This is a genomic window from Anaeromyxobacter dehalogenans 2CP-1 (assembly GCF_000022145.1).
Taxonomy (GTDB): domain Bacteria; phylum Myxococcota; class Myxococcia; order Myxococcales; family Anaeromyxobacteraceae; genus Anaeromyxobacter; species Anaeromyxobacter dehalogenans.
The window spans coordinates 2,833,071-2,853,763 of sequence record NC_011891.1 but is presented as its reverse complement, the minus strand read 5'-3'; the positions used below and the strand labels follow the sequence as shown (position 1 = coordinate 2,853,763).

Genomic DNA, 20,693 nt, shown 5'->3' with positions numbered 1-20,693 from the left:
GGACACGATGCGCTCCCTGGAGCAGCTGGCAGCGAGCTACCGCGAGGAGGCGGGCGAGCGGGTGGCGGAGCTGGAGGCCACCCTGCTCGAGCTGGAGCAGGCGCCGGACGATGCCGAGCTCGTGTCGCGCGCCTTCCGCGCGCTGCACACGATCAAGGGCTCGGGCGCGATGTTCGGCTTCGACGAGGTGGCGGCGTTCACCCACGAGCTGGAGACCGTGTTCGAGCACGTCCGCGGCGGGCGGCTCGCCGTCACCCGCGAGCTGATCGGGCTCGCGCTCGCGGGCAAGGATCTGGTCCGCGGCATGCTGGACGGCGAGGGCGGCGCGGACGGGCGCGAGCGCGATCGGCTCGTGGCGGCCTACCGGGCCCTCGCGCCGGACGCCGAGGCCGGGGCGCCGACGCCCGCCGGCGGCGAGCAGGCCGACGCCGGGTGCGGCGCGGCCGGGGATGCGGCTGCGGCCCTCGGGCCGCGCACCTGGCGCATCGCCTTCGAGCCCAACCCGGACCTGTTCGAGAACGGCACCAATCCGCTGGGGCTGCTCGACGAGCTGTCGACGCTCGGCCCATGCGTGGTGGTGGCCCGGACCGACGGGATCCCGCGCCTGGAGGATCTCGCGCCGGAGCGGTGCCACCTGGCCTGGGAGGTGACCCTCACCACCGACCGCGGCGAGGACGCCATCCGCGACGTCTTCGCGTTCGTCGAGGACCGCTGCACGCTGCGCGTCCAGGCGCTCCCCAGCGCGGAGGCCGCGCCTGCCGCGCCCAGCCCGGCCCTGGCGGCCGGGGCCGGGGAGATCGCGCGCTCCACCGGCGGCCCGGCCCGGCCGCCCGAGGCGGCCTCCAGCGTGCGGGTCGCGGCGGCCAAGCTCGACCACCTGGTGGACCTGGTGGGCGAGCTGGTGACCGCGCAGTCCCGGCTTGCGCGGCTCGCCGCGCAGGCGGAGGACGCGGAGCTGGGCGCGGTGTCCGAGGGCCTGGAGCGGCTCACCGCCGACCTGCGCGACACCGCGCTCGACCTCCGCATGGTGCCCATCGGAACGGCGTTCGGGCGCCTGCGGCGGGTGGCGCGCGACCTCGCGGCCGACCTCGGGAAGGAGATCGACCTGGTGACGGAGGGCGCCGAGACGGAGCTCGACAAGACCGTCATCGAGCGGCTCGCGGACCCGCTCGTGCACGTGATCCGGAACGCCTGCGATCACGGCATCGAGACGCCCGAGGCCCGGCGCGCCGCCGGCAAGCCGCCGCGCGGGACCATCTCGCTCTCGGCCCGCCAGGCGGGCGGCAGCGTGGTCGTCGAGGTCCGCGACGACGGCGCCGGCATCGACCCGGCGGCGGTGCGCGCGCGGGCCGAGGCCCGCGGTCTGCTGCAGCCCGGCGCGCGCCTCGCCGAGGCGGACCTGCTCAACCTCGTGTTCCAGCCCGGATTCTCCACCGCGCGGACGGTCACCAGCGTCTCCGGGCGCGGCGTCGGCATGGACGTGGTGAAGCGGTCGGTCGAGGCGCTGCGCGGGACCGTGGCCCTGGAGAGCGCGCCCGGGGCCGGCACGGCGCTGCGCATCGAGCTGCCGCTCACGCTCGCGATCATCGAGGGGCTGCTGGTGGAGGTGGGCGGGGGCAGCTACGTGCTGCCGCTCGCGGCGGTGGAGGAGTGCGTCGGGCTCACCGCCGCGGAGGTGGAGGCGGCGCGCGGGGCGCACCTCGCGCCGGTGCGGGGCGAGCTCGTCCCGTACCTGCGGCTCCGGGAGGTGTTCGAGGTGCGCGGCGCGCGGCCGGACCACGAGCAGATCGCGATCGTGCGGACCGAGGCCGGGCGCTGCGGCCTGGCGGTGGACCAGGTCGCCGGCCAGCTCCAGGCCGTCATCAAGTCGATGGGGCAGATGTTCCGCAGCGTGAAGGGGCTGTCCGGCGCCACCATCCTCGGCGACGGGAGCGTCGCGCCCATCCTGGACGTCGCGGCGCTGTTGAAGGAGCACGCGGCCCGCGCCGCGTGAGGCGAAGTCGACCGCAGGACGCCGGCCCCTCGGAGGGGCCGGCGCAAACGCGCCGCTCGCCCTCGCGCGCGACGCAACGGAGACCGTATGCGCTGGTACGAGAACCTCGGGATCACCGCGAAGCTGCTCGTCGGGTTCACCCTGGTCGCGCTGATGGCGGGGGTGGTGGGCGGGGTGGGGTACAGGCAGCTCAACGCCCTGAACGCGGCCGACACCTTCCTTTACCACAAGTGCACCCTGTCGCTGAAGTACCTCGCGGAGATGGTCGCGAGCTACCGCGGCCAGAAGTCCGAGCTCCAGGACGCGCTGGGCGAGACCAACCGCTCGGCGCGCGAGGCGCCGCTCGCGAAGCTCGAGGCGTACGAGGCGCGCTTCCAGGACCGCATGAAGCGCTACCCGGAGACGTTCTCCACCGACGCGGACCGCAAGGCGTTCGCGGAGCTGGAGGGGCTGCACCGCGCGTACTCGGCCGCCCGCGACCGGGTGGCGGCGCACATCCGGGCGGGCGAGGACCAGCGCGCGCAGGAGGTGCTGCGCGGGGAGCTGGCGACCGCGTTCGAGGCCGAGCGCGCGGCGCTCCAGGCGATGCTGGACTCGAACGACGAGGTCGCGCGCCAGACCAGCGAGGCGAACGACGCGCTGGCCGAGCGGGCCAACCGGCTGATGCTGGTGATCGCCCTGGCCGCCATGCTGCTCGCGGTGGGCCTCGGGATCCTCGTCGCGCGCACCATCAGCCGGCCCATCGGGGCGATGGTCACCGCGGCGGAGCGGATGGCGATCGGCGATCTGGACGTCCAGCTCCGCGAGGACCGCAAGGACGAGGTGGGCGTCCTCGCCCGCGCGTTCGCGGCGATGAACCACGCGCTCGGCGGCATCACGCGGGCGGCGCAGGAGGTCGCGGGCGGCAACCTGCAGGTCCGGCTCGAGGCGCGCTCGGACAAGGACGAGCTGCTCCGCGCGCTCTCCGAGATGGTGCACCGGCTCACCGAGGTCGTGCAGGGCGTGAAGGTGGCCGCGGACGGCGTGGCGGCGGGCTCGGAGCAGCTCAGCGCCGCGTCCGAGCAGACCAGCCAGGGCGCCACCGAGCAGGCCTCGTCGATCGAGGAGATCTCCGCGTCGATGGAGGAGATGGGCTCGAACATCCGGCAGAACGCGGACAACGCCTCGCAGACCGAGCAGCTCGCGACGAAGGCGGCCGGCGTCGCGGCCGAGGGCGGCGAGGCGGTGGCCCGCACGGTGGAGGCCATGAAGCAGATCGCGGGCAAGGTCTCGATCATCGGCGAGATCGCCCGGCAGACGAACCTGCTCGCGCTGAACGCCGCCATCGAGGCGGCGCGCGCGGGCGAGCACGGCAAGGGCTTCGCGGTGGTCGCCTCCGAGGTGCGCAAGCTCGCCGAGCGCAGCCAGAAGGCGGCCGGGGAGATCAGCGAGCTCTCGGCGAGCAGCGTGTCGGTGGCGGAGAAGGCGGGGGACCTGCTCGGGCGCATCCGGCCCGAGGCGCAGAAGACCTCCGAGCTGGTGCAGGAGATCAGCGCCGCGAGCCGCGAGCAGGACACCGGCGCCGCCCAGATCTCCAAGGCCATCCAGCAGCTCGACCAGGTGATCCAGCAGAACGCGGCCGGCGCCGAGGAGATGAGCTCCACCGCGGAGGAGCTGACCGCCCAGGCGGTGAAGCTGCAGGAGCTGATCGCGTTCTTCCGTCTAGCGGACGGCGCCGGGCGTGCCGCGGCGCGCGCGGCGCCGCCGGCGCGACCGGCCGCCCCGCCGGCCCTGCACGCCCCGAAGGCCTCGAAGGCTCCGAACGCCCCGGCGCGGCCCGCGCCCAGGGCGACGCCGCCGGCGCCGAAGCCGGCGCCGAAGCCGGCCCGGCCCGCCGCCGCGCCGTCCGAGGCCGGCGTCCGCATCGAGCTCGCCGAGGCCCCGGAGCCGGAGCCGGGCTACCAGGCCTACTGAGCGCCCCGCCCGACCGGAGAACGCCATGGACGAGTCGGCCTCGACCCGAAGCCAGCAGTACCTGACCTTCACGCTCGACGGCGAGCACTACGCCGTCGAGATCGAGCGGGTGCGTGAGGTGCTCGAGTTCACCGGGGTGAACAAGGTGCCGCGCACCCCCGACTTCCTGCGCGGCATGATCAACCTTCGGGGAGACATCGTCCCGGTGGTGGACCTGCGCCTGAAGCTCGGCCTCTCCCCCACGGAGCGGACGATCGACACCTGCGTCGTCATCACCGAGGTCACGGCCGACGGCGAGCCCCTCGTGCTCGGCGCCCTGGCCGACTCGGTCCAGGAGGTGATCGAGCTCGATCCTGCCGCCATCGCGCCGCCGCCGCGCATGGGCGCGCGGGTCGACACCGCCTTCATCCGCGGGATGGGCCGGCGCGAGGACCAGTTCCTCGTCATCCTCGACATCGAGCGGGTGCTCGCGGAGGACGGGCTGCGCGCGCTGACGGAGCCGCTGGGCGCGGGCGTCCCTCCGGGCGCGGCGCCGGACGGCGCCGGGGTGGAGCGGGTGGGCGATGCTGGGCTCGCGGGCTGATCGGCGCGGGGCGGACCGCGGCCCGACGGGCCCGGCGGCGAGCCGGCTCGCCGGGCCGCCCGCGCTCTCGCCGCGGGACTTCGCGCGCCTGAGCGCGTTCATCGAGGGGCGCTGCGGCATCCGCATGCCCCCCTCGAAGCGGACGCTGCTGGAGTCGCGGCTGGGGCGCCGCGTCCGCGAGCTGGGGCTCGCCGGCTTCGGCGAGTACTGCGAGCACGTGCTGGGCGGCGCGGCGGGCGACGAGATGGTCCGGATGGTGGATCACGTGACCACCAACAAGACGGACTTCTTCCGCGAGCCGCACCACTTCGAGCTCCTGGTCCGGGACGTGCTGCCGGCGCTCGCCGCCGAGCGCGGCGCGGGGACGCGGCGGCCGCTCCGGCTGTGGAGCGCCGGCTGCTCCACCGGCGAGGAGCCGTACACGCTGGCGATGGTGCTGCTCGAGGCCGGGCGGCAGGCGGCCGGGCTGCGCTTCGGGATCCTCGCCACCGATCTCTCCACCCGCGTGCTCGAGCGCGCGCGCGGCGCCGAGTACACCGAGGCGCAGGTCAGGCCCGTGCCGCTCCCGCTGCGGCGGCGCTACCTGCTGCGCAGCGTCCGCGATCCGCAGGTGGTCCGGGTGTGCCAGCGGGTGCGTGAGCTCGTCGCGCTCGAGCAGCTCAACCTGCTGGACGCCGACTACCGGCTCCGCGACCGGATGGACGTGATCTTCTGCCGCAACGTGTTCATCTACTTCGAGCGGTCGGTGCAGGAGCGGGTCCTCCTCCAGTTCGCGCGCGTCCTCGCCCCGGGCGGCTTCCTCTTCCTGGGACACGCGGAGAGCATCGCCGGGCTGGAGGTGCCGTTCGACCCGGTGGCGCCCACCGTCTACCGCCGGCGGGAGGGCGGCTAGCACATGCCGCCCGGGCCGAAGCGAACCGCGCGACGCGTGCGCGTGCTGGTGGTGGACGACTCGGCGCTGGTGCGCGAGACGCTCACGGCGGTGCTCGCCTCCGACGCGGGGATCGAGGTGATCGGCGCCGCCGGCGACCCGTACGCCGCGGTGGAGCGGATGCGCCGGCAGGCGCCCGACGTCATCACGCTCGACATCGAGATGCCGCGCATGGACGGGCTGACCTTCCTGCGCAGGCTGATGGCGCAGCACCCGATCCCGGTGGTGATCTGCTCCAGCCTGGCGACGGCCGGCGCCGAGCCGGCCCTGCGCGCGCTGGAGTGCGGGGCGGTGGACGTGGTGGCCAAGCCGCGCGTCGGCACGCGGCGGTTCCTGGAGGAGTCGCGGGTGCGCCTCTGCGACGCGGTCAAGGCGGCCGCGCGCGCCCGGCTCGGTCGGCCGCGGGCCGGCGCGCCGCTGGTGCAGCCGAAGCTCACCGCCGACGCCGTCCTGGCCAGCCCGCGCCCGGACGCGGTGCTGCAGACCACCGAGCGGGTGGTGGTGGTGGGCGCCTCCACCGGCGGGACCGAGGCGCTGCGCGAGCTGCTCACCGCGCTCCCGGGGGACGCGCCCGGGCTGGTGATCGTGCAGCACATGCCGGAGGTCTTCACCGCCGCCTTCGCGCGCCGCCTCGACGGGCTCTGCGCGGTGGCGGTGAAGGAGGCCGCCGACGGGGACGCGGTGGTGCCGGGGCGGGCGCTGATCGCGCCCGGGAACCGGCACACGCTGCTGCGGCGCAGCGGCGCCCGCTACCACGTGGAGGTGCGGGACGGCCCGCTGGTGTCCCGCCACCGACCCTCGGTGGACGTGCTGTTCCGATCCGCGGCGCGCTACGCGGGCCGGAACGCGGTGGGCGTCATCATGACCGGGATGGGCGACGACGGGGCGCACGGCCTGGCCGAGCTGAAGCGCATGGGCGCCGACACCATCGCGCAGGACGAGGCCACCTCGGTCGTGTTCGGCATGCCGCGCGAGGCCATCCGGCTGGGCGCGGCCGACCGCGTGCTCCCGCTGCCGGCCATCCCGCCCGAGCTCCTGCGGCTGTGTCGCTGAGCCGCGCGGCTAGCGCTCCGCGGCCGAGGCCCCGAGCAGCTCGTCGTGCGGGTCGAGCTCGAGCACCAGCTCGACGCGGCGGTTGCGCTCGTGCGCCTCCGGCGTCGCGTCGGTCGAGAGCGGGTGCGCGGAGCCGAGGCCGACCGCGGCGAGCAGGGCGGGCCGGGCCGCGTGCGCCTGCTCCAGGTAGCCGACCACCGTCGCGGCGCGCGTCGCCGACAGCTCCCAGTTGCTCATCCACCGCCCCCCGCTGCCCACCGGCGTCTCGTCGGTGTGCCCCTCCACGCGGAGCGGGCGCTCGAGCGGCACGATCTCGACCGCGATCGCGTCGAGCAGGGCCAGCGCCTGGGGCCGGAGCGCCGCCTGGCCCGGGTCGAAGAACTCGGTCGCGGCGAGCCGGACGGTGAGCCGGCGCCCCTCCACCAGCACCGACACCACCGGCACCGGGCGCCGCTCCATCACGAACGGCCGCACGCGCCGCTCGATCCGCTTGCGGAGCAGCTCGATGCCGCGGTGCTCCTGGCGCATGCTGGTGCCGGCCTCGAGCGCGGGCCCGCCGCCCTCGCTGGGCGGCCCGTCGAACAGCGGCAGCGCCCCGGTCCCGCCGGTGCCGGAGAAGTGCATGGCCCAGCGGATCGACTCGGTGGCCTGGACGATGCGCTTGTTGTCCACGCGCGACACCGCGTACATGACGACGAAGAACGCGAACAGCAGGGTCATGAAGTCGGCGTAGGACACCAGCCAGCGCTCGTGGTTCTCGTGCTCCTCCTCGCGGCGGCGGCGGGCCATGGCTCCTCCAGCGGCCGCTACGCGGCCTTGCGCCGGGGCTCGGCGTCGCGCTCGGCCGGCGGCTCCCCGGAGTAGGCGCGCAGCTTCTCCTCCAGCACGCGCGGGTTGATGCCCTCCTGGATGGCGAGCACGCCCTCGGTGATCAGCGTCTTGCGGTCGCGCTCCGCCCCCAGCTTGCGCTTCATCTTGGTCGCGAACGGGAGGAACAGGACGTTCGCGCTCCCCACGCCGTAGACCGTGGCCACGAACGCCACCGCGATGCCGCCGCCGAGCTTGGAGGGATCGGACAGGTTCTCCATCACGTGGATGAGCCCGAGCACGGCGCCGAGGATCCCGATGGTGGGGGCGAACCCGCCCGCCGCCTCCCACACCTTCGCGCCGACCGCGTGCTCCTCGTACTCGGCGTCGACCGCGGCCTCGAGGGTGGAGCGGGTCACCGACGCGTCCACGCCGTCCACCACGAGCTGCAGCGCCCGGCGCAGGAACGGGTCCGGGATGCCGGGGAGCTTCGCCTCCAGCGCCAGCACGCCGTCGCGGCGCGCCACGCCGGCGTACTCCACCAGCTCGCGCGAGAGCGCGCCCAGGTCCACCTTGCGCTCGGCGAACACCAGCTTGAGCTGCGAGAGCGCCCTGCCCACGTCGCGCCGCGGGAACGCCACCAGCACCGCGCCGAAGGTCCCGCCGAACACGATCAGCGCCGCGGTGGCCTGCAGGAGCGAGCCGACGTGCCCGCCCTCCAGCGCCTGGCCCAGCAGGATCAGGCCCACGGCGGCGAAGATGCCGGCGATGGTGGTGACGTCCATGGCTACTCCTCGGGCGCGGGGCGGGGGAGCGCGACCAGCCCGCCGGGCCGCGCCGGGCCCGCGGCGATCCGGCGGCGGAACGCGACGACGCGCTCGACCACCTCGTCGGGCGGCTCGCGCACCATCAGGTGCAGGCCGCCGTCGAGCAGCAGCACGGTGTCGGGCGTGGCCTCGACGGTGAGGATCCGGTCGGCGTTGACGACGAGCGGTTTCCCGTCGAGGCGCGTGAGGACGATCATGGGCGCTCCCGCACGGTCATCGGCACGCCGGCCGGTCCCCTTTAGCGCTTCATCGCGATGAGCTCGGAGAGGAGCTGATCGGCGGTGGTGATGGTCTTGGAGTTGGCCTGGAAGGCCCGCTGGGCCGCGATGAGCCGCACGAACTGCTCGGCCAGGTCCACGTTGGACTGCTCCAGCGAGCCCGCCACGACCGACGCGCGCCCGCCGGAGCCGGCCGCGCCCACCACCGGCTGCCCGGAGCCGGGCGTCTGCTGGAGCAGGTTGCCGCCGGCGCGGTCGAGCTGGTCGGGCGCGGCGAAGCCCGCCACCGCCACCTGGCCGAGCACGCGGGTCTGCCCGTTGGTGAACACGCCGGAGATGACGCCCTCCGGCCCGACGCGGACGGAGGCGAGCTGCCCGGAGCCGTAGCCGTCCTGGCCGATGAAGGTGCTCGCGGACGTGGCCGAGAACTGGGTCACCCCGGCGAGGCCGGTCCCGCCGGCGGAGGTGGCATCGCCGAAGGAGAAGTCGAGGGGCTGGGGCGCGGCCTGGCCGGCCGGGGTGAAGCTCGAGGTCTGGGTCATGGAGGTGAGCTCGCCGCCGTCGCCGAACGCGAGCGTGCCGCCGGCGATCTGGGTGAGCTGCCCCGCGGTGCCGCCGGCCACCCCGGCGCCGTCGGTGAGCGCGTGCCAGTCCCAGGCGCCGTCGCCGGTCTTGCGGAAGTAGACCTGGACGGCGTGGCCGGCGCCGAGCGCGTCGTACACCGTCATGGTGGTGGAGAAGTTGGACGTGGCGCCGGGGTTGGCGGGGTCCCATGCGGCGGTCGGGACCGCCGCGTCGGCCTGGAGGTTCGCCTTGAGCGTGAGCCGGGTGGTGGCGCGCGGCTGCGCGGAGGCGGTGCCGACGAGCAGGTCGTCGGGCAGGCCGGCCAGCGCGCCGGAGGGATCGGCGGGGAAGCCCTGCACCCGCAGGCCCTCCAGGTTCACCAGGTAGCCGTCGTCGTCCACCGTGAACTGACCGTCGCGCGTGTAGAACGTGCCGGTCTGGCCGGCGTGCGCGCCGCGCACCACGAAGAAGCCGTTGCCCTGGAGCGCCAGGTCGGTGGCGAGGCCGGTGGAGGCGAGCGCGCCCTGGGTCAGGATCTTCTGCACGCCGGCGAGGCGCGAGCCGAGGCCGATCTGCCCGGTGCCGCCGATGACGCTCTGCGAGAGCGCGTCCTCGAAGGCGGCGCGGCCGGACTTGAAGCCGACGGTGTTGGCGTTGGCGATGTTGTCGCCGACCACCGAGAGCTCGAGCGAGGAGGCCTGGAGGCCGGTGGTGCCGGAGGAGAGCGCGGTGAGGAGGGACATGGGGCTTCCTTTCGTGCGGCGGGGTCTGGGGATCAGGCCGCGGGGGCGGCGAGCTGGAGGACGTCGGAGAGCTTCACGTGGCGCCCGCCCACCAGCAGCTCGGGCGCCTGGTTCTCGAAGGTCACGCCGGTGACCGTGCCGCGCAGGCTGGTCGCCGCGTCGAGCGCGGTGCCGTCGGTCCGCGTGGCGGAGACGGTGAGCAGGTAGTCGCCGGCGGGGAGCGGCTCGCCCGACGCGTCGCGCCCGTCCCAGCTCACCGGGAACGTGCCGGCGTCGCGCGCACCGAGCTGCAGCGTCCGCACCACCCGTCCGCTCGCGTCCGCCAGGATCGCCACCGCCTCGCCGGCGTCGGCCGGGAGCGTCACCTCGAAGCGTGCGGGGCCGCCCGGGTCGAGGCGGACGCGGTCGGCGCGGAAGAGGACCTCCTTGCCCACCAGCGCGGCGGTGCCGAGCTGGTTCGACGAGGCCTGCGCCATGGCGAGCGTGTCGAGCTTGTCGCCGAGCGCGCCGAGCTGCTCGACCGACGAGAACTGCGCGAGCTGCGCCACGAACGCCTGGCTGTCCATGGGGGAGAGCGGATCCTGGTGCTGGAGCTGGGTGGTGAGGAGCTTCAGGAACGCGTCCTTGCCGAGCGCGCTCGAGGCGGGCGCGGGCGCCTGCCCGGCCTGCGGGAGCGCGCCCAGCGCGCTGGTGACGGGGGAGGTGGACACGCGGGCTCCTAGGCGGTGACGTCGTGGGCGCCCCGGCGCGCGCGGGCGGCGCGCGCGGGGGCGGTGGAGGGGGTGGGGAACGGCGCGGCGGGCTCGCGCTCGCGGCCCCCGGACCGGTCGCCGCCGCCGCCGGTGGTGGCGGAGCGCTGCTCGCCCGGACCGGCGGACGGCGCCGCCGGCGCGGCGACGCGCGGCTCCACCTCGAGGCGGGCGAGGCCCAGCCCCTCGGCCGCGAGCGCGCGGGCGAGCTCCGGGGCGCGCGCCTCGAGCGCGGCCGCCGACGCGGTCTCCACCCGCACGTGGGCGGCCCCGTCGGCGATCCGCAGGTGGAGCGCGAGGTCGCCGAGCGCGTCGGAGCGGACCCGCAGGTGGGCGGCCGCCGGGAGCAGCGCGCCGGCCACCACCGGCTCGGCGGGCTCGGGCGGCAGCGGCGGGAGCGGCGCGCGCGGGGCCTCGGCGCCGGCTGCCGGCCCGGGATCCGCGGCGCGGCTCGCGGAGGCTGCGCCGCCGAGCGGGCCCGGGCCGGGCGAGTCCGGCGCGCCGGCGGGCCGGTGGACGGCGTCGCGCTCGGCGGGCGTAGCAGGGGCGCGGCGCCGGCCGCCCGCGGCGGCGGCGCGGGCCGACGGGAGGCCGGTCTCGGCGTCGGGGAGGCGCGCCGCGACGGCGGCGTGCACGGGGGGCGCGCCGGAGGCGCCCGCGGCGGAGGCATGCGGGGCCGCGCCGGGCGTGCGACGGACCGCGCCACGCACCGGCGGGGCGGCCTGGCGCGAGCCGGCGGCGAGGGCCGGTCCCGGGCCGGCCTGCGGCCCCGCGGCGGAGGGGGACCTGTGGGCGGCGCCGCGCGGCGCCGGTGCCTCCGGGCTCGCCTCGAGGGGCGGGGCGCCCGGGCCGGCGATCGCGCGGCCGAGCCCGGAGCGAACCGCGGTGGGCGACGGTGCTCGCGGGGGCGCGGAAGGGCCGGGCGTCCGCCGGTGCGCCGCAGCGACCTGGGCGGCCTGGGCCGCCTGGGCCGCCTGGGCCGCCTGCACGGCCAGGGTCGCGGACGGGAGCGCCTCGGCCACGGCGGGCGGCGCGGCGTCGTCGGACCTGGGCCGACCGCCGCCGGCGGGCTCCCGACCCGGGACGCGGGCATGGCCGCGGACCGCCCGAGGCTCGGCGACCTCCGCGGCGGGATGGGCGGCGCGGAGCGCGTCCTCGAACCGCGGGTCGGCGTCGCCGGGGCGCATCGCCCGCGGCGCCGGGGCGCCGCCGGACGGCGCGCCGGGAAGGATCGGTCCTGGCGTCATGGCGCGGGGTTCCTGGCGAGGAGGGTGAGCAGCTCGGCGCCGGCGTCGGGCGCCATCCGGTCCACCACCGCGGCCGCGTCGGCCGGCCGCATCTCGCGGAGGATGGCGGCGGCGGCGGCGCGATCGAGGTGGGCGAGCATGGCCGCGGCCTGCTCCGGTCGCAGGTTGCGCACGGTGCGCGCCGCCACGCCCGCGGGCGTGGGCGGCGGCCTCGCGCCGGGGCGCAGGCCCGCGGTGCGCGCGGCGGGCCTGTGCGGCTGGGCCGCCTGGGGCGCCGCCGGGGCCTTCGCGGCGGCGGCGGCGAGCGCCTGCAGGCGCGCGGTCTCCTCGCGGAGCGCGGCGCGGGCGCGCTCGATCTCGGCGGCGAGCGCCTCGAGCCGCTGCCGCTCCTGCGCGAGCGCCGCCTGCTCCACGCGGCGGTCGCGGGCGGCGCGCTGCAGCTCCTCGCCGAGCGCGCGCCCGGAGAGGGCCGGCGGCACCGGCGCGGGCGCGGCCGGGGTCGCGGGGGGCGCGTCCGCGGCGAGCAGCGCGGCCGCGAGGCCGGCCAGCAGGGCGGGGCTAGCCATGCGCCGCCTCCTTCCTCGCGGGCGGGGCTGCCGCGGGCGGGGCCAGCAGCCGCGCCAGGCGCTCCAGCGCCTCGGGCATGGGGGTCCGCTCCGCCGGGTCCTGCCGGAGGAACGCCCGCAGCGGCTCGATGCAGCGGAGCGCGCGGTCGACGCGCGGGTTCGACCCCGCCGCGTACGCGCCCACCTCGACCAGGTCGGCGGCCTCGCGGTGCGCCGAGAGCACCTCGCGCGCCTCGCGGGCCAGGGCGCGATGCTCCGCCGGAACGATGTCGTTCATCACGCGCGACACCGACGCGAGCACGTCGATGGCCGGGAAGTGGCCGGACTCGGCCAGGCGGCGCGACAGCACCAGGTGGCCGTCCAGCGTGGCGCGCGCGGCGTCGGCGATGGGATCGCCGGCGTGGTCGTCGCCCTCCGCCAGCACCGTGTAGAACGCGGTGATGCTGCCCGGGCCGGCGTCGTTGCCGGCGCGCTCGACCAGGCGGGGCAGGATCGCGAACGCCGACGGCGGGTAGCCGCGGGTGGTGGGAGGCTCGCCCGCGGCGAGGCCGATCTCGCGCTGCGCCTGGGCCACGCGCGAGAGCGAGTCCACCAGCAGGAGCACCCGCCGGCCGCGGCCTCGGAACCACTCCGCGGCCGCGGTCGCCGCCATGGCGGCGCGCAGCCGCTCGAGCGGCGAGGCGTCGCTGGTGGCCACCACCACGACCGCGCGGGCCAGGCCCGGCCCGAGGTCGCGCTCCACGAACTCGCGCACCTCGCGGCCGCGCTCGCCGATGAGCCCGACCACCACCACGTCCGCGGTGGCGGAGCGCGCCAGCATCCCGAGCAGCACGCTCTTGCCCACGCCCGGACCGGCCATCACCGCGATGCGCTGGCCCTCGCCGACCGTCAGGCACGCGTCGATCGCGCGGATGCCGAGCGGCACGGCCCGCTCCACCCGGCGGCGCGAGAGCGCGGGCGGCGGGGAGGCGTGCAGCGCGGTGCGCTGGCGCAGCATGGGCACCGCGCCGCCGTCCACCGGGCGGAGCGACGCGTCCACCACGCGGCCGAGCAGCGCCTCGCCCACCGCGATGCGATCCGCGCTGGCGCGCGGCACCACCGCGCAGCCCTCCGCCACGCCCTGGATCCCGGACAGCGGCATGAGCCGCGCCGTGCCGCCCTGGAACCCGATCACCTCCGCGAGCACCACCGCGCCGTCCTGCGCGTGGATCTCGCAGGCCGTCCCCACCGGCACCTGGGGGAGGAGCGCCTCGACGAGCAGGCCGGCCGCCCGCACCACCGTCCCGGTGAGCGGGGTGGGATCGGCCTCGGCGAGCGCGCGGGCGAGGGCGTCGCGATCCAGCAGGGTCACGCGACCTCCTCCTCCGCGGCCGCCTGAGCGGCGCGGTGCAGCTCCTCGAGCCGCGTGCGCAGGCGGCCGTCCACCCGGCCGAAGTCGGTGTCCACCACGCAGTCGCCGCGCTCCAGCGAGGCGTCCCCGGCGACCTCGATCGCGCCGGCCGAGAGCCCGGCGGCCTCGGCGACGGCCGCCGGGGCGACGCGGGGCACGTCGTCCGGGTGCAGCCGCACCGTCACGCGGCGCGACCCGCCGGCCTTGCGCAGGGCGGCGCGCACCAGCGCGAACAGCGCCTCGGGCGAGGTGCTCACCTCCGCCTCCAGGATGCGGCGCGCCACCTGGAAGCCGACCTCCAGCGCATCGGTCCGGGCCTGCTCGGCCAGGCGGCCGGCCTGGAGCCGGAGCACCTCGACCGCGTGCGCCACCCGCTCGAGCGCCTCGGCGCGCAGCGCCTCCACGGCGGGGGCCTCGGGCGCGGACGGGGGTGGCGGCTCCGGCGGCGGGGCGGCCCGGGGCTCCGCCGGGCGCGGCGCGGCCGGCGCGGCCGCGTTCACCGCCACCGCGAACGGCGCTGCCCGCATGGAGGGCGCTGCGGTGTGCGCGGCGAGGAAGGCGGGAGGTCTGGGCGTGCCGGTCATGGCGAGGGGCCTCGGCTAGAGCATCTTCTCGGCGGGGTTGACGATGGTGATGCGGCCTTCCTGCGCGAGCTCCTGGGCCGCCTTGGCGATCTCCTGCTGCGCGGCCTCCACCGACGCGAGCTTCACCGGGCCCATGGCCGCGAGGTCGTCGGCGAGCATCTCCGCGGCGCGGGCGGAGAGGTTCTGCAGGAAGCGGTCGCGCAGCTCGGCGGTGGCGCCCTTCAGCGCCACCGTGAGCCGCTGCCCGTCGATCTCGCGCAGCAGGAGCTGCAGGTCGCGATCGGCCAGGGCGACCAGGTCGCCGAAGGTGAACAGCCGGCCCCGCAGCTCGCCGGCGAGCTGCGCGTCGTCGCGCTCGATCTCGCCCAGCACCTGCGCCTGCTCCTGCGGCGGCGAGCGGCGCAGGATCTCGAGCGCGGTGGCCTTCCCGTCCACCTTGCGCATCCCGCCCGCCACCACCGCCTTCAGCTCGGAGGAGAGGGCCTGCCCCACCTCCCGGAGCACCTCCGGCGCCACCGACTCGATGGTGGCCATCCGGCGCAGCACGTCCGGCCGGAGCTTCTCGGGCAACCGCTCCATCACGCCCACCGCGCGCGGCCCGTCGAGCGAGGAGAGCACGAGCGCGACGGTCTGCGGCTGCTCGCGCTGCAGCACCATGGCGAGCGCCTCCGGATCCGCCTGCGAGACCGGACCGAGCACCTCGTCCGGCGGCGGCGGCGGGACCACGCCGTCGAAGGCGCGCCGCGCCGCGTCGGCGCCGAGCGCGCGCTCCGCCACCTCGCGCAGCAGGTCGTCGCCGGCGGCCGCGTCGCCGCCCACCGTCTCCATGCTGGTGACGAACTGCTCCAGCGCCTCGGTGATGGCCTTCGGGCCCCGGGCGCGGAGCGCCTTGGCGCCGAGCGCGATGCGGCGCAGCTCGGCCTCGCCGAGCAGCTTGAACACCGCGCCGGCGACCTCCGGGCCGACGCCGAGCAGCACGGCGGCGGCGCGCTGCGCGCCGGGACCGGGGCGCTCGGGGGCGGACGCCGGGGACGGGCTGGGCGGGGCGGGGGCGAGGTCAGGCATCGGCGTTGCTCCGCTCGGGCTGGACCGGCTGGCCGGGCTCCTGGGCGATCCAGGCCTTCAGGAGGTGGGCGGTGCGGGTGGGGTCCTGCGAGGCGAGGTCGCGGGCGCGGTCGCGCAGGGTGGCGGACGGATCGGCCAGCGCCGCCGGGCGCGGTGGCGGCGCGCCGGGGAGCGCGGCGTCGCGGGCGAGCGCCGCCTCGATCTCGGCCACGCGGGCGCCGGGCCGGATGGGCAGCACCTCGGGCGCGGCCGGCGCCCGGCGGCGCCGCAGCGCGGCCGCGAGCAGCGCGAGGCCGACGAGCGCGCCCGCGCCCAGCGCGCCCCACCGCACCGCGGGGCGCTCGAGCAGGGCCGGCGGGGGCGCCGGGGGCGGGGCGGGCTCCTCGGCGCGCACGAACGGCGACGAGGAGATCTCGAAGGTGTCGCCGCGGTCGGCGTCGAAGCCCACCGCGCGCTTGGCGAGCTCGCCCAGCCGCGCGATCTCCGCGTCGGCGCGAGGCGCCCCCGCGGCGCCGTCCACCAGCACGGCCACCGAGATCCGCTCCAGGCGCGGGACGCGCGCCACCGAGGTGGTGGTGGTGGTGGAGACGTCGTAGTTGCGGGTCTGGTCCTCGGTGGAGGCGCTGCTGCGCCCGCGCGCGCCGGCCGCCGGCGCCGGCGGCGCGAGCGGCTGGTTGGCGGCGGCGCCCGCCACGCCGGCCGGGCCCGCGCCGTCGCTCGACGACTGCTGGGTGAGCTTGCGCTCGCTGCGCAGCGTGGCCGAGTCGGGGTCGAGGACCTGGGCGCTGCTCTGGACCTCGGTCTGGTCGAGCGAGGCGGTCACCCGCGCCACCACCGCGCCCGGTCCCACCGCCTGGCCGAGCAGGTCCACGATGCGCCGCTCCAGGTCGCGCTCCATGCGGCGCTGGTAGCCCATGGCCTCGCCCAGCGGGCCCTCGTCGGAGAGCACCTCGCCGCGGCCGTCCACCACCGAGACCCCCGCCGGCGCCAGCCCGGCGACCGCGGACGACACCAGGTGCCGGATGCCGGAGATCTCGCGCTGGTCGAGCGTGCGCCCCGGCTGCAGGTTCACCACCACCGCCGCGGCGGCGGGGCGGTCCTGGTCGCGGTACAGCCCCTTCTCCGGGAGCGTGAGGTGCACGCGCGCGGAGCGGACCTGCGCGAGGCGCGAGATGGTGCGGGCCAGCTCGCCCTCGGTCGCGCGGCGCAGGTTCACCTTCTGCGTGAACTCGGAGACGCCCAGGTCGCCGCGGTCGAAGATCTCGAAGCCCACCCCCCCGCCGCGGGGGAGGCCGGCGCCGGCCAGCAGCAGGCGGGCGTCGTACACGCGCGACGCGGGCACCGCCAGCGCGGAGCCGCCCGCCTCCAGGCGATACGGGACGCCGGCCGCGCCGAGGGCGCCGGCCGCCTCGGCCGAGTCCTCCGGCGTGAGGTTGGTGAAGGCGTACTGGTACGCCTCGGAGGAGCGCACCGCGCTGAGCGCGGCGACGCCGATGGCGACGAGCGCGCCCGCCACCAGCACCAGCTTCAGGCCGGCGGGGAGGGCGCCGAGGAGGCGCGGCAGCTCGCGGAGCTGCTTGAGGAGGGGCTCCATGGACGTGTCCGGAGCGCGGCGCTACACGCTCATCCGCATGACTTCCTGGTAGGCCTCGACGAGCTTGTTGCGGACGCGCGTGGCCACCCGCATCGCCACGTCGGCCTTCTCCAGCGCGAGCGCGGTCTCGTGCAGGTTGCCCTCGCCGAGCGCGGAGCGCGCGGCCTGCGCGTCGGCCGCGCCCTGCAGCGCCTCGGCCTGCGCCAGCGCCTCGCCGAGCGCGCGCCCGAAGGTGCCGCCCTCCGGCCGCGCCGCCGGCGCCGCCGCGGGCTGGTAGAGGGCCGGGCCGATGCCGCGGATGCCGTCCATGGCCTACCTCGCGATCTCGAGGGCGCGCTGCGCCATCGTCTTGAGCGTGTCCACCGCGGTGGCGTTCGCCTCGTAGGCCTTCTGGGCCGACATGAGGTTCACGATCTCGTGCACCGGGTTGACGTCGGGGAGCGTCACGAAGCCGTCGGGGTCGGCGTCCGGGTGGGCCGGGCTGAACACGCGGCGCCCGGGGCCGTCGCCCTCGGCGATGGCGGCCACGCGCACGCCGGAGGGGGCCGGGCCGGCCGCGCCCAGCGCGGCGTCGAACGGCACCGCCTCGAGCACCGGGTCGAGCCGGCGATAGGGCTGGCCGTCCGGGCCGCGGGTGGTCTCGGCGTTCGCCAGGTTGGAGGCGGCGAGGTTGACGCGGACGCGCTCGGCGGCGAGGCCGGACGCGCTGACGTTCAGGGCGGAGAGGAAGTCCATGGCAGCTCCCGGGCTAGGCCGCGCCGTCCGAGGCGACGTAGCGGAGGATGGCGAGCTTCTTGGCGGCGGCCCGGGCGGCCGCGCCGTACTGGATGGCGTTCTCGGCGATGGCGGCGGTGGTGCGGTCGAGGTCCACGGCGTTGCCGTCGAGCCCCGGCGCGGCGCCCGGCACCTCCGCGACGAAGCGCTCCGGCGCGGCCGGGCCGGCGATCGGCTGCGGGGCGCCCGCGACCGCGGCGGCGAGCGTCAACGGGATGTCGCCCCGGCGCGCCGCCACCCTGGGCGGCGGCGCGGCGGGCAGGTCGGGGCCGGGCGCGGGCGCGGCGGCCATGGCGGCCCGGAAGTCGAGGTCGACCGGCGTGAAGCCGGGCGTGTTCGCGTTCGCGAGATCGCCGCCGAGCACGGTCTGGCGGGCCAGGCGGACGTCGAGCGCGCGTTCCAGCGTCGAGAGCGTGGCGTCGAAGATCCTCATGCCCGCTCCTTCTGCGAGCGCCGTGCCCGGCGCGGCGTCAGGGGCGCGTCGCCGGGGCCGCGCCGAGCCGGGCCGCCTCCACCGCGGCGCGCGCGGCGCGCAGGTCCCCGTCGTCGGCCGGGGCGGGGGGGCGGGCCGGGGCCGGCCGCGGGGCCGGGGGCGCCGACGGGCGCAGCGCCGCGAGCGCCGTCCGCCAGGGCGCGCGCGCCAGCTCGGCCTCGGGGAGGCGGGTGCGCGCGAACCGCGCCACCTCGCGGCCTCGCACCGCGTCCCCGGCGGCGCCGTACAGCTCCACCACGCGGCGCAGGTGATCCGAGAGCTCGTCCCGCGGCACGCGACCGGTCTGGCCGGCCAGCACCGCGGCGGCGAAGCGCGGCGCGCCCGCCTGCAGGGCGCGGTCGGCGGCGGCGCGCGCCAGCTCGAGCGCCAGCGGCCCCTCGCCGCGGCCGGGCACCTCCAGGTAGGCGGCGAGCGCGGCCGCGCCGTCGGCGCCGGGCTGGCGGAGGGCGACGAGGAGCACGTGCCGGCACCAGGCCGCCGCGCCGGCGCAGGCACCGGCCGGGCGCGAGTCCTCGGCCACCGCGCGGGCCGCGGCGGCGAGGTCGCCGGCGAGGGCGCGCAGCCGGATGCGCCGCAGCACGAGGTCCGCCCGCAGCGGTCGCTCCACCGCGAGCGCGTCGAACACCGCGGCCCGCCCGCCCGCCGCGAGGCAGCCCGGCTCGAGCTCGCAGAGCCGCTCCGCCGCGAGCCGGCCCCAGGGGGCCTCGGCGCGCGCGCGGCGCCAGCGCTCCACCGCCGCATCGGGCCGGTCCTCGCGGAGGTCGAGGTCCCCGAGCCGGAGCTGGGCGTGGGCGGACGGGCCGGCGGCGAGCGCCTCCTCGAAGGCGGCGCGCGCCGCGGCCAGGTCGCCGGCGGCGAGCGCGCACTCGCCGCGGGTGGCGGGCCGCTCGCCCGGGCAGGGGCCCAGGCCCAGCGCCGCCCCGTCGAACGGGACCAGCGGCGGGCCCTCCTCCTCCGGGCGCCAGGGCGGCACCGAGAGCTCGAACAGATCCAGCGTCGGGCCGGGCAGGCCCTCCACGACGGCGGCGCGGACCCATCGCGCGGTGCAGCGCAGCACCACCTCTCCGGGCGCGGCGTCCACCGCGGGACAGAGCCGGGACGCGCCGCGCAGGCGGCGGGCGAGCGCCGCCGTCGCCGCGGCGGGGACCCGCAACGCCACCCTGTGCTCCAGCGGGCGGGCCTCGAGGCGCGCCGGGGCCGCTGCGGCGGGGAGCGCGATGCGCTCGGCCGAGACGGTGAGGGCGAGCGGCGGCGGCGCCGAGGCGGCGAGCGCCAGGAGGACGGCGGCGGGCGTCACGCGTGCTCAGGCCTGGGCGGCGTGGGCCGTCGGCGCCGCGGCGATCGCCTCGCGGCTGCGGCGGCGCAGCTTCTCCACCAGCGTGGTGCGCTGCAGCCCCAGCAGGTCGGCCGCCGCCTTCTTGTTGCCGCCGGTCCGCGCCAGCGCAGCCGAGATGTACGCGTCCTCCAGGCGCCGCAGCAGGCCGGGCAGGTCCACCGGCCGGCCGGCGTCGAAGGTCGGTTCGGCAGGCGGGGGCGCGTCCTCCGCCGTCAGGGCGCGCAGCACGGCCGGGTCGATCGCCTCCCCCGCGGTGGCGGGCGCCGCGGCGGCGCTGTCCCCCGGCGCCGGCGGGGGCGCCGCGTCGCCTTCCGCGGCGCGGGCCGGGATCGACGCCGGCGCGTCCTCGGACGCCGGGGCCGCGGGGAGGGCGAGCGCGCGCGCCGCGTCGTTCGCGCGGCGGCAGCGCAGCGCGACCGGGAGGTCGGCCACGCGGATGACGGCGCCCTCGGCGCAGACCGAGAGCCGCTCCACCAGGTTCTCCAGCTCGCGGACGTTGCCCGGCCAGTCGTAGGCGGCGAGCGCCTCCGCCACCTCGGGCTCGAGCGGACGGCGCTCCCCGCGCGCGGCCCAGAAGTGCTGGAACAGGCGCAGCGCGTCGCCCTTCCGCGCGCGGAGCGGCGGGATCTCGAGCGGGCAGACCAGCAGGCGGTAGTAGAGGTCGCGGCGGAAGCGGCCGGCGGCCACCTCGGCGGAGAGATCGCGGTTGGTGGCGGCCACCAGGCGAAAGTCGGCGGGGACCGCCTCGGTCGAGCCCACCGGCTCGTAGGTCCGCTCCTGGAGGACGCGCAGCAGCTTGACCTGGAGCGCCAGCGGCAGCTCGCCCACCTCGTCGAGGAACAGCGTGCCGCCCTCGGCGGCCGCCACCCGCCCGCGCCGCGAGGCCATCGCGCCGGTGAACGCGCCGCGCACGTGGCCGAACAGCTCGCTCTCCAGCAACGCCTCCGGGATGGCGCCGCAGTTCACCGGGACCAGCGGCCGCGCCGCGCGCGGGCTCGCGGCGTGGATGGCGCGCGCGAACACCTCCTTGCCCGTGCCGGTCTCGCCCGTCAGCAGCACCGTCGCCTCGCTCCGCGCGATGCGCTCGCAGGTCCGCACCAGCGCGCCGAGCGGGCTGCCGGGGCCGAACACGAGCCCGTGCTGGCCCTGCTGCGGCGCTGCGTCCGGCCCGGTGGTGGCGATCGTCGTCATGGCGTTGGCTCCTTCTCGTCGCGACGCTGGGG

21 protein-coding genes are annotated in these 20,693 nt (G+C 77.7%); 5 read left to right on the top strand and 16 right to left on the bottom strand.

What is annotated here, in order from left to right; genetic code table 11:
* Positions 1-7 precede the first annotated feature (7 nt).
* From A2CP1_RS12970 to A2CP1_RS12950, 5 genes are all read left to right on the top strand, one after another.
* Positions 8-1,993 carry a chemotaxis protein CheA gene (locus A2CP1_RS12970; RefSeq protein ID WP_012633699.1) on the top strand — a complete coding sequence of 662 codons (1,986 nt, stop codon included), beginning with the start codon at positions 8-10 and terminating at the stop codon, positions 1,991-1,993.
* A gap of 87 nt (positions 1,994-2,080) precedes the next feature.
* Positions 2,081-3,946, top strand: a complete 1,866-nt coding sequence (locus tag A2CP1_RS12965) for a methyl-accepting chemotaxis protein (protein WP_012633698.1) — start codon at positions 2,081-2,083, stop codon at positions 3,944-3,946.
* A gap of 25 nt (positions 3,947-3,971) precedes the next feature.
* Positions 3,972-4,529 (top strand): chemotaxis protein CheW, encoded by a 558-nt coding sequence (locus A2CP1_RS12960; protein ID WP_012633697.1) that lies wholly within the window; start codon positions 3,972-3,974, stop codon positions 4,527-4,529.
* Positions 4,510-5,421, top strand: a complete 912-nt coding sequence (locus A2CP1_RS12955) for a CheR family methyltransferase (protein ID WP_012633696.1) — start codon at positions 4,510-4,512, stop codon at positions 5,419-5,421. Before A2CP1_RS12960 ends, A2CP1_RS12955 begins: the two co-directional genes overlap by 20 nt.
* 3 nt (positions 5,422-5,424) lie before the next feature.
* The gene (locus tag A2CP1_RS12950) at positions 5,425-6,513 is read left to right on the top strand and encodes a protein-glutamate methylesterase/protein-glutamine glutaminase (protein ID WP_012633695.1); all 1,089 of its coding nucleotides are present in this window, start codon (positions 5,425-5,427) and stop codon (positions 6,511-6,513) included.
* Positions 6,514-6,522: 9 nt separating this feature from the next.
* On the opposite strand, the gene A2CP1_RS12945 is transcribed toward A2CP1_RS12950, so the two are convergent.
* The 16 genes from A2CP1_RS12945 to A2CP1_RS12870 all read right to left on the bottom strand — a co-directional run bounded on the left by A2CP1_RS12945 (position 6,523) and on the right by A2CP1_RS12870 (position 20,661).
* A complete protein-coding gene (locus tag A2CP1_RS12945) occupies positions 6,523-7,302 on the bottom strand; it encodes an OmpA/MotB family protein (protein WP_012633694.1) in 780 nt (259 codons plus the stop codon).
* Positions 7,303-7,319: 17 nt separating this feature from the next.
* On the bottom strand, positions 7,320-8,105 hold the full coding sequence (locus A2CP1_RS12940) for a flagellar motor protein (RefSeq protein ID WP_012633693.1): 786 nt from the start codon (positions 8,103-8,105) through the stop codon (positions 7,320-7,322).
* Between the two features lie 2 nt (positions 8,106-8,107).
* Positions 8,108-8,344, bottom strand: coding sequence for a flagellar FlbD family protein (locus tag A2CP1_RS12935; RefSeq protein ID WP_012526482.1), 237 nt, complete (start codon positions 8,342-8,344; stop codon positions 8,108-8,110).
* Between the two features lie 41 nt (positions 8,345-8,385).
* Complete coding sequence (locus tag A2CP1_RS12930; RefSeq protein ID WP_012633692.1) at positions 8,386-9,672, bottom strand: flagellar hook protein FlgE; 1,287 nt, start codon at positions 9,670-9,672, stop codon at positions 8,386-8,388.
* 32 nt (positions 9,673-9,704) lie between these two features.
* Positions 9,705-10,382 (bottom strand): flagellar hook assembly protein FlgD, encoded by a 678-nt coding sequence (locus A2CP1_RS12925; RefSeq protein WP_012633691.1) that lies wholly within the window; start codon positions 10,380-10,382, stop codon positions 9,705-9,707.
* An 8-nt stretch (positions 10,383-10,390) separates the two neighbouring features.
* Entirely contained in the window at positions 10,391-11,056 is a 666-nt protein-coding gene (locus A2CP1_RS23775) for a flagellar hook-length control protein FliK (protein ID WP_245529774.1), read from the bottom strand.
* Between the two features lie 608 nt (positions 11,057-11,664).
* A complete protein-coding gene (locus A2CP1_RS12915; RefSeq protein WP_012633689.1) occupies positions 11,665-12,234 on the bottom strand; it encodes a magnesium transporter MgtE N-terminal domain-containing protein in 570 nt (189 codons plus the stop codon).
* Positions 12,227-13,585, bottom strand: coding sequence for a FliI/YscN family ATPase (locus A2CP1_RS12910; protein WP_012633688.1), 1,359 nt, complete (start codon positions 13,583-13,585; stop codon positions 12,227-12,229). The genes A2CP1_RS12915 and A2CP1_RS12910 overlap by 8 nt, the downstream gene beginning before the upstream one ends.
* On the bottom strand, positions 13,582-14,208 hold the full coding sequence (locus tag A2CP1_RS12905; protein ID WP_012633687.1) for a FliH/SctL family protein: 627 nt from the start codon (positions 14,206-14,208) through the stop codon (positions 13,582-13,584). Before A2CP1_RS12905 ends, A2CP1_RS12910 begins: the two co-directional genes overlap by 4 nt.
* Before the next feature lie 15 nt (positions 14,209-14,223).
* Entirely contained in the window at positions 14,224-15,273 is a 1,050-nt protein-coding gene (locus A2CP1_RS12900; protein WP_012633686.1) for a flagellar motor switch protein FliG, read from the bottom strand.
* Positions 15,266-16,867 (bottom strand): flagellar basal-body MS-ring/collar protein FliF, encoded by a 1,602-nt coding sequence (fliF, locus tag A2CP1_RS12895; protein WP_012633685.1) that lies wholly within the window; start codon positions 16,865-16,867, stop codon positions 15,266-15,268. The genes A2CP1_RS12900 and fliF overlap by 8 nt, the downstream gene beginning before the upstream one ends.
* A gap of 21 nt (positions 16,868-16,888) precedes the next feature.
* The gene (fliE, locus tag A2CP1_RS12890) at positions 16,889-17,176 is read right to left on the bottom strand and encodes a flagellar hook-basal body complex protein FliE (protein ID WP_011420452.1); all 288 of its coding nucleotides are present in this window, start codon (positions 17,174-17,176) and stop codon (positions 16,889-16,891) included.
* A 3-nt stretch (positions 17,177-17,179) separates the two neighbouring features.
* On the bottom strand, positions 17,180-17,602 hold the full coding sequence (gene flgC / locus A2CP1_RS12885) for a flagellar basal body rod protein FlgC (RefSeq protein WP_011420453.1): 423 nt from the start codon (positions 17,600-17,602) through the stop codon (positions 17,180-17,182).
* Between the two features lie 13 nt (positions 17,603-17,615).
* A complete protein-coding gene (locus A2CP1_RS12880; RefSeq protein ID WP_012633684.1) occupies positions 17,616-18,074 on the bottom strand; it encodes a flagellar basal body rod protein FlgB in 459 nt (152 codons plus the stop codon).
* Between the two features lie 37 nt (positions 18,075-18,111).
* The gene (locus A2CP1_RS12875) at positions 18,112-19,431 is read right to left on the bottom strand and encodes a hypothetical protein (RefSeq protein WP_012633683.1); all 1,320 of its coding nucleotides are present in this window, start codon (positions 19,429-19,431) and stop codon (positions 18,112-18,114) included.
* Positions 19,432-19,437: 6 nt separating this feature from the next.
* Positions 19,438-20,661, bottom strand: coding sequence for a sigma-54 interaction domain-containing protein (locus tag A2CP1_RS12870; protein ID WP_012633682.1), 1,224 nt, complete (start codon positions 20,659-20,661; stop codon positions 19,438-19,440).
* Between the last annotated feature and the right edge of the window lie 32 nt (positions 20,662-20,693).

Bases quoted from the DNA above. Each gene is read 5' to 3' on its own strand.
- A2CP1_RS12970 (WP_012633699.1), top strand. From the start codon at position 8: ATGCGCTCCCTGGAGCAGCTGGCAGCGAGCTACCGCGAGGAGGCGGGC.
- A2CP1_RS12965 (WP_012633698.1), top strand. From the start codon at position 2,081: ATGCGCTGGTACGAGAACCTCGGGATCACCGCGAAGCTGCTCGTCGGG.
- A2CP1_RS12960 (WP_012633697.1), top strand. From the start codon at position 3,972: ATGGACGAGTCGGCCTCGACCCGAAGCCAGCAGTACCTGACCTTCACG.
- A2CP1_RS12955 (WP_012633696.1), top strand. From the start codon at position 4,510: ATGCTGGGCTCGCGGGCTGATCGGCGCGGGGCGGACCGCGGCCCGACG.
- A2CP1_RS12950 (WP_012633695.1), top strand. From the start codon at position 5,425: ATGCCGCCCGGGCCGAAGCGAACCGCGCGACGCGTGCGCGTGCTGGTG.
- A2CP1_RS12945 (WP_012633694.1), bottom strand. From the start codon at position 7,302: ATGGCCCGCCGCCGCCGCGAGGAGGAGCACGAGAACCACGAGCGCTGG.
- A2CP1_RS12940 (WP_012633693.1), bottom strand. From the start codon at position 8,105: ATGGACGTCACCACCATCGCCGGCATCTTCGCCGCCGTGGGCCTGATC.
- A2CP1_RS12935 (WP_012526482.1), bottom strand. From the start codon at position 8,344: ATGATCGTCCTCACGCGCCTCGACGGGAAACCGCTCGTCGTCAACGCC.
- A2CP1_RS12930 (WP_012633692.1), bottom strand. From the start codon at position 9,672: ATGTCCCTCCTCACCGCGCTCTCCTCCGGCACCACCGGCCTCCAGGCC.
- A2CP1_RS12915 (WP_012633689.1), bottom strand. From the start codon at position 12,234: ATGGCTAGCCCCGCCCTGCTGGCCGGCCTCGCGGCCGCGCTGCTCGCC.
- A2CP1_RS12905 (WP_012633687.1), bottom strand. From the start codon at position 14,208: ATGACCGGCACGCCCAGACCTCCCGCCTTCCTCGCCGCGCACACCGCA.
- A2CP1_RS12900 (WP_012633686.1), bottom strand. From the start codon at position 15,273: ATGCCTGACCTCGCCCCCGCCCCGCCCAGCCCGTCCCCGGCGTCCGCC.
- fliF (WP_012633685.1), bottom strand. From the start codon at position 16,867: ATGGAGCCCCTCCTCAAGCAGCTCCGCGAGCTGCCGCGCCTCCTCGGC.
- fliE (WP_011420452.1), bottom strand. From the start codon at position 17,176: ATGGACGGCATCCGCGGCATCGGCCCGGCCCTCTACCAGCCCGCGGCG.
- flgC (WP_011420453.1), bottom strand. From the start codon at position 17,602: ATGGACTTCCTCTCCGCCCTGAACGTCAGCGCGTCCGGCCTCGCCGCC.
- A2CP1_RS12880 (WP_012633684.1), bottom strand. From the start codon at position 18,074: ATGAGGATCTTCGACGCCACGCTCTCGACGCTGGAACGCGCGCTCGAC.
- A2CP1_RS12870 (WP_012633682.1), bottom strand. From the start codon at position 20,661: ATGACGACGATCGCCACCACCGGGCCGGACGCAGCGCCGCAGCAGGGC.